Annotated in this window: 5 protein-coding genes and 2 pseudogenes; 1 reads left to right on the top strand and 6 read right to left on the bottom strand. The window is 67.5% G+C overall.

The window, feature by feature from the left end; genetic code table 11:
* The 4 genes and pseudogenes from A5673_RS30705 to A5673_RS24050 form a co-directional block, all read right to left on the bottom strand.
* Positions 1-97 (bottom strand): annotated as a pseudogene (locus A5673_RS30705) (hypothetical protein); the annotation flags it as partial.
* A 467-nt stretch (positions 98-564) separates the two neighbouring features.
* Positions 565-759 (bottom strand): annotated as a pseudogene (locus A5673_RS30700) (PE family protein); the annotation flags it as partial.
* A 145-nt stretch (positions 760-904) separates the two neighbouring features.
* A complete protein-coding gene (locus A5673_RS24055) occupies positions 905-1201 on the bottom strand; it encodes a hypothetical protein (RefSeq protein WP_068238470.1) in 297 nt (98 codons plus the stop codon).
* 10 nt (positions 1202-1211) lie between these two features.
* Positions 1212-4007 carry an AAA family ATPase gene (locus tag A5673_RS24050; RefSeq protein WP_068238466.1) on the bottom strand — a complete coding sequence of 932 codons (2796 nt, stop codon included), beginning with the start codon at positions 4005-4007 and terminating at the stop codon, positions 1212-1214.
* A 232-nt stretch (positions 4008-4239) separates the two neighbouring features.
* On the opposite strand from A5673_RS24050, the gene A5673_RS24045 reads away from it, so the two are divergent.
* On the top strand, positions 4240-4689 hold the full coding sequence (locus A5673_RS24045; protein ID WP_068238463.1) for a limonene-1,2-epoxide hydrolase family protein: 450 nt from the start codon (positions 4240-4242) through the stop codon (positions 4687-4689).
* On the opposite strand, the gene A5673_RS24040 is transcribed toward A5673_RS24045, so the two are convergent.
* On the bottom strand, positions 4686-5891 hold the full coding sequence (locus tag A5673_RS24040; RefSeq protein WP_082958928.1) for an FAD-dependent oxidoreductase: 1206 nt from the start codon (positions 5889-5891) through the stop codon (positions 4686-4688). The two genes, A5673_RS24045 and A5673_RS24040, sit on opposite strands and share 4 nt — an antisense overlap.
* Before the next feature lie 14 nt (positions 5892-5905).
* Positions 5906-6357: transposase (locus A5673_RS24035; protein WP_156748568.1), on the bottom strand; the 452-nt coding region annotated here is incomplete at its 5' end.

Genomic DNA, 6357 nt, shown 5'->3' with positions numbered 1-6357 from the left:
GCAACGGCGGGGGCAGGACCAGCACGGCCGAAGCCGGCCGCCCATGCCACGGGTCCTCGGTGGCGTCGACCCCGCCCTGGTTGCCGGTACCGGCGCCCTCCCCGCCCGTACCGCCCGCCCCGCCGGCGCCGAACGGCTCCAACAACGCGGCACGACCGCCGGCCCCGCCGGCCCCGCCGATCTGGCCGCCGCCGCCGATGCCGCCGGGGCCGCCGGAGCCGAACAGGCCCGCGTTCCCGCCGACCCCGCCGACCCCGCCGCCACCGGTTCCGCCCCGTCCCGCCGATGCCGCCGAGCCGGCCGCCGGCGCCCCCGGCCGCCCGGGTGGCCGGCCGTGCCGCCCACTCCGCCGTTGCCCAACAACCATCCGGCGTCCCCGCCGTTTTGCCCGGAGAATTGGGCCCCGTTGGCGCCGTTGCCCACCAGCGGCCGTCCGGTCAGCAGCAGGCTGGGCGCGTTGATGGCGGCGAGCACATCCTGCTCGATTGTCTGCAGCGGGTTGGCGTTGGCGGCCTCGGCAAGCGCGTACTGTGCCGTGCCGCCGTTGAGCAGCTGGACGAACTGCTGATGGAACGAGGCCGCCTGCGCGCTGAGCGTTTGATAGGCCTGCCCGTACTCGCCGAACAGCGCCGACACCGCGGCCGAGACCTCGTCGGCCCCGGCGGCCAGCATGCCCGTGGTGGGGGAGGCCGCGGCCGCATGCGCGACGTCGAGCGTGGCGCCGAGGTTTTCCAGATCCGTAGCCGCCGACGTCAGCATCTCCGGAACCGCTACCAAAAAAGACATCGTGACCCCTTCCGCTACCCAATCGGCGCAAGCGCGAGATGAACCGAGTACGTGGGTTAATCGTCGGGGTCGAGCGGAAGCGAAGAATCAGGGAAATCCCTACACTTCCGGTTGCCGATCAGCCGTCCTGACCGCTCCACCAGCCCACGGCGGCGCTGATCCGCTCCGGGTGAGCGCCCGCGTCGTCGCAGATCTCGGCGACAATCTCGGCCGACGGGGCCGCAAACACACCGAACGCGTAGTCGTCCGAGGGAATGGCAACCGCCATCAGCAATCGGACGCGGCCACCGCGTTCCGAGGCCGATGCGGCTCGATCGTTGAGCCGCCGGGCGGTTTCGCCGATCCAGTGCGCGGGCGCGTGCGGGCCATACCACTCGACGAGAAACGACTCGGTTCCCGCTTCGACGATCGCCACCGTTGCCACGCTATTGCCGCGGGCGATCGCTTACATCAGGGGTTTGCCTACTCATATCATTTTCCAATTTCCAGGCCTGCAGTGCTTGGTACAGCTCGGCGCGGGACCGGATGTTGAGTTTGCGGTAGATCCGGCTGAGGTTGACCTCCACAGTCTTGGCGCTGATGAACAGGGCCGCGGCGATGTCGCGGTTGATCATGCCCGAGGCGGCCAGCTCGGCGACGCGTTCCTCGGTTTCGGTCAACCCGCGGTCCCGGCGTCGTCCGAAGATTCCGCGTGCCAGTTCGGCTTCGGCACGCTCGGCCCACAGCGCAGTGCCAAGCCGCCGAAAGGTTTGCGCGGCCTCCCGCAAAGCCGTGGTGGCGGCGTCACGGCGGCGTTGACGACGTTGCAGCTGACCGAGCAACAGCTGGGTGCGCGCACGCTCGAACGGCATGGGCAGGCGTTCATGCTCGGCGATCGCCAGCTCGGCCGTCGTCACGGCGGCACTGAGGTCGCCGCGCCCGGCTTGCAGCATGGCGCGACAGCGCATCCCGACGGCCAGCGCCCACGCGCGATCAAGCCGGCGGCCGTTGCGCTCGAGCGCTTCGACGAACGGCTCTGCCTCATCCAAACGCCCGAGACCGACCATCGCCTCCACGGCGTCGGGAACGAAAGACGAAGAAATGATCTCGCTGACCCCCGGAAGTACCTGCACCATGGGCAACAGCGGTTCAAGCGCGCCGAGGGCCGCCGGATAGTCACCGCATGACACCTCGACAAACCCGGCCAATGTTGCGGGCCACTCGGCCAACCGTGTTGAGCCGCAACGTCGGCCGGCTTCAATCGCCTCGCCCAGGTCGGAACGGGCATCATCCAGGCGGCCGGCATAGGCGGCGACCGCGGCCCGCAGGGTGCGGGCAATAAACAGTGGGAAGTCACCGCCCAGCTGGGATGCCCGCTCCATCGACGCGTCCGCGGTGATCGCTGCGTCGTCCAATCTGCCAAGCCAGATGTCCACCATGGTGAGATGGAAGGCGACGAAGATCAGCTCACCTTCCTCGCCGACGGCCAGACATTGCCGACCTTGCTCTGCCAGCTCATTTCGGGCCCGCGCAAGCTCACCCGTCCATGCACGCAAGAGCGTCAGCTGCACGTGAGGTCTCAATGCCAACGGAGTCCGCGCGCTTCGATCCTCCATTTCGACCGCGCGGCGCAAGGCGGGCTCGTCGAATCCCTGCCCGCCCATGAAATCCATCACGGCCCGTATTCCGAGGGCGGCGCCCAGGAGGTCTCCGGCGCCAAGGCTCTCGGCATCGCTCGCGGCTTGTTGCACACGCTCATAGGCCTGCTGGGTCCGCCCGGCGTTGAGCAGAGCGTACGACAGGCTGACGAGGATGCGCGCCCGCAGGCCGGCGTCAGCGCCGCCATCCCTCGCTCCGGCTTCCAACAACTCCGCCGCCTCGAGGAAACTGTCGTCGTAGAGGCGAACCAACCCCAGCTGGTGCAATGCCCGGGCACGGACTGTACCCGCCGGAAGCGTCGCGACAACCGGATCGAGAATCTCTCGTGCCCGGCCCAGGTCACCCGCATCGAAATAGTGGGTGGCACAACGAATCTTCCGATCCGGGTCGTCGGCGCCCAGCCTAAAGGCAAGTTCAAGCAGTTCCGCGGCAGCGGCGGGCGCTCCTCGGTCCCGGGCGATATCGGCAGCAGCGTCGATGGCGGCCATGGTCTCTGGCTGTCCGAAGGTGTCTGCCAACGCAAGGTGGCGGGCGCGCAACTCCGGTTCGGTGACCAGTTGGGCCAGCCGCCGGTGCATTTCGCGGCGGCGACGGGGCGATGCCGCAGCGTAAACGCCGTGCGCCAGAATCGGGTGAGTGAATCGGAGCTGGTTTCCGTCGATGGCCACCACCGCCTGGCTCTCGGCCTCGGCGAGCGACTGCACCACCTGATCCGGCGTCGAATCGGTGGCCCGCGCCACCACGGGCACGGTGGGATCGGGCAGGCTGGCCATGGCAAGCAAGACGTCCTCGGCACCGACCCGGCCAATCCTGGAGCGGACCAGGTCGTTGAGGCTGCTGGGCATGCTCAACCGGGAGGGACGCCCCTTGCTCCCGAGTTCCCGGGTCAACTCCAACGCGAAAAAGGGATTGCCATCGGCGATTTCGTGAATGCGCAGCAACGTGGGGCGGGCAAGCGATCTGCCCATCCGACGCGACAAGACCTGATGCAGCTCCCCAACGCTCAACGGCCGCAACCCGATTCGCCGCACGCCGTCCGGGCTCGGCAGTTGCAGCCGTTCTTGCTCCTGCCCGCTGCGGGTCGTGCACAGCAGGGCCGCTCCGGGCGGCAGCCTGCGTGCCGCGTACGACACCGCGTTGGCACTGGACGTGTCCACCCATTGCAAGTCATCGATCGCGATCACCACCGGGTTGCCGGCGGCGAGCCGCCCGATGACGGTCACCAACGCCGCCGCCACCGCTCGGGGATCGACGTTGTGGGCCTCGCCTTGGTAACGCAACAGCGCGCCGTCCAGGGCCTGCTGCTGCGGTATCGGCAGGTTTGCCAGGGCCGAATCGTCCACTTCGGCAAGCAGATCCGCCAACACCGTGTACGCCAGCACCGACTCGGCTGCGGCGGCGCGGCAGCTCAGTGTGCGAAACCCGCGCGCGCGAGCCCGGTCTAGCGCATCCAACCAGAGCGTCGTCTTACCGATGCCGGGCTCACCCTCGATGACCAGAGCGCACGGCTGGCCGAGTGCGGCATCGAGAAAATCCGCGACTGCTTGCACTTCGGCTTGCCGGCCGACGACCTGCTCCGCCATGTAGCGAACCCGCCTTAGCCGTGCGGCGAGTACGCGTGCGAGAGCGGAGTCGGCCCGCCTGGAGCCCTGGTCGTCACGCGACGATTATCCCTTAGCGGGGCTGAGACAACAGGTCGAATTTTCGGCCGCAGCGAGGCCTTTACTCCAAGCCGGCGCGCCGGATAGTGTCCAACCCGAGCATTAAATCAAACAATTTATTTAAGCATCGGGCGAGTATGACCGGGAGAGCGACATGTCAGAGGGCGTTGCCAACAAAAACGAAACCGAACAGCTGGTGCTCGACTTCATCCATGCCGCTTACGGCCAGCACATGAACATCGACGCGATGGCCGCGTTGATGGCGGACGACTTCGCCTGGCAGCTGCACGTGCCGCTGTCGCCGGTGGTCGTCGGACGCGACGCGGCGCGCGCCGAGCTCGAAAAGCACAACAGCCTCTCCACGGGCATGATCGAGGGAAGCGAAATTCGCACCATTGTGTCGAGCGGTGACACCGTCGTGGTCGAACGAATCGACGTGAATGCGATGAATGGCGTCACCGTGAAGTTCTTCGTCACGGCGATTTTCGAGGTCCGCGACGGCGCCATCACGCACTGGCGGGAGTACTGGGACGCCAGCCACGTGGCAAGACAACTCGGTATCGACCCGGCGCACATGTTCGATCCGCTGGCCGGCGACTCCTAGCCGGCATGCACGTCCGGGGATCGGACATGCTCCGGGCGGAAGCCGCGGCCGACGATGATCGGCGGGATGAACTGCAGGGGGCCGCGGCCGACGAACTTGGGAATGGGGATGGGGGAGAGGTCGCCGACCAGGTTGGGTTCGACCGCCCGGTTCTGGATGAATACCTGACCGGCCTGGATGATTCGGGCGGGTAGCTCGCGGCGCTGCTGAACCTTGGCGAGGTCGGCATCGGTCAGCCGGTTTTCCCGAAGCGGTCCGCTCAGAATATTCGCCGCGGCGACCGCATCGGCGACGGCGAGGTTGATGCCGACCCCTCCGGCCGGCGACATGGCGTGCGCGGCGTCGCCGATGCACAGCAGGCCTGTGCGCCACCACTTCTCGAGCCGATCCACCCGCACGTCGAGGTAGCTGGTGTCGTCCCAGGAGTGCAGGTCGTCGACGTGTTCGCGCAGCTGCGGCCGCGCGGCGACCAGGCGCTCCTTGAATGCCTCCAGCGAACCCGCGCGCGGGTCGGTGCCCTTGGGCATGAGATGGGCGACCTGCCAGTAGTCGCCCCGGTAGATCATGGCCATGAGCAGGCCCCGGCGGATGACCCCGAACAATTCCTGGGGGTCGCCGGGACGCCATTTCAGCCGGAACCATAAGACGTCCATCGGCGAGTGCGCGGCGGCGAGGGTCAGGCCCGCGGCGTCGCGCACGGCGGACTTGCGGCCATCGGCGCCGATCACCAGCTCGGCGTGCACCTCGAGGTCGGGTGTGCGCGCCCCCGCGACGCGCTCACCATCGAAGATGAGCTCTGTGACCTCGGCGTTGCGGATCAAAGTGAATTCCGGGTAGGCGCTGGCCTTTTCGGCCAGGAAGTCCAGGAAGTCCCACTGCGGCATCAGCGCGATATAGGGCTGCCGAAAGCCCATCCGTTTGAGCACACTGAAGTTGCCGAAGGTGCGAAGCGAGCCGTCGGTGTCGAAGGCGACGCGCGTGATCTTGGTGTGCGGCAGGCGCAAGAACTCGTCGATGAACCCGAGTTCATCCATGATCCGCAGCGTGGTGGGATGCACCGTGTCGCCGCGGAAATCGCGCAGGAAGTCGTTGTGCTTCTCGAGGACGACAACCTGCACGCCGGCACGGGCGAGCAGCAGGGCGTGAACGAGTCCGGCCGGACCTCCGCCGGCCACACAGACCTGGGTTCGCAGAACGGTCATGCGTTTCTCCTATGTCAAGCCGCTGCCGGTTGGCAAGGCTTTTGGCGGGTTTGTTCGTCGGTTTGAAGGTGGCCGAAGACAATGCGGGCTAAGCGGCGTTTGAGGCAGCGCAGCGCCTCGGTCTTGGAATCGCCCGCGGCGATGCGGCGTCGGTAGTAGACCTGCCCCAGTCCCTCTAGGCGGATCTGGGTGACTGCGATGCGGTGCAGGGCGGCGTTGAGTTGGCGGTTGCCCGAGCGGGTCATCCGCACGCGGCCTGCGGTGTTCCCCGACCACACCGGGACAGGCGCCACCCCGGCATGGCGGGCATAGGCGGCAGCGCTTTTGAAGCGGATCGCTCCGGCGGTTTCGCCGACCAGTTTGGCCGCCGTCAGCTCCGCGCAGCCCGGAAGAGCGAGCAAGGCCGGGGCGACGAGGCGTACTCGCTGTCCGATGCGCTGGGCCAAGGTGTCGATAGTCTCGGTGA

This window comes from Mycobacterium sp. E3198, from assembly GCF_001667015.1.
Lineage (GTDB): Bacteria > Actinomycetota > Actinomycetes > Mycobacteriales > Mycobacteriaceae > Mycobacterium.
Note: the sequence above shows the minus strand (reverse complement) of the source record. Positions and strands in the feature narration are given on the sequence as shown.

Excerpts from the sequence above, each read along its gene's own strand:
- A5673_RS24050 (WP_068238466.1), bottom strand. The coding sequence starts at position 4,007 with ATGGCGGAGCAGGTCGTCGGCCGGCAAGCCGAAGTGCAAGCAGTCGCG.
- A5673_RS24045 (WP_068238463.1), top strand. The coding sequence starts at position 4,240 with ATGTCAGAGGGCGTTGCCAACAAAAACGAAACCGAACAGCTGGTGCTC.
- A5673_RS24040 (WP_082958928.1), bottom strand. The coding sequence starts at position 5,891 with ATGACCGTTCTGCGAACCCAGGTCTGTGTGGCCGGCGGAGGTCCGGCC.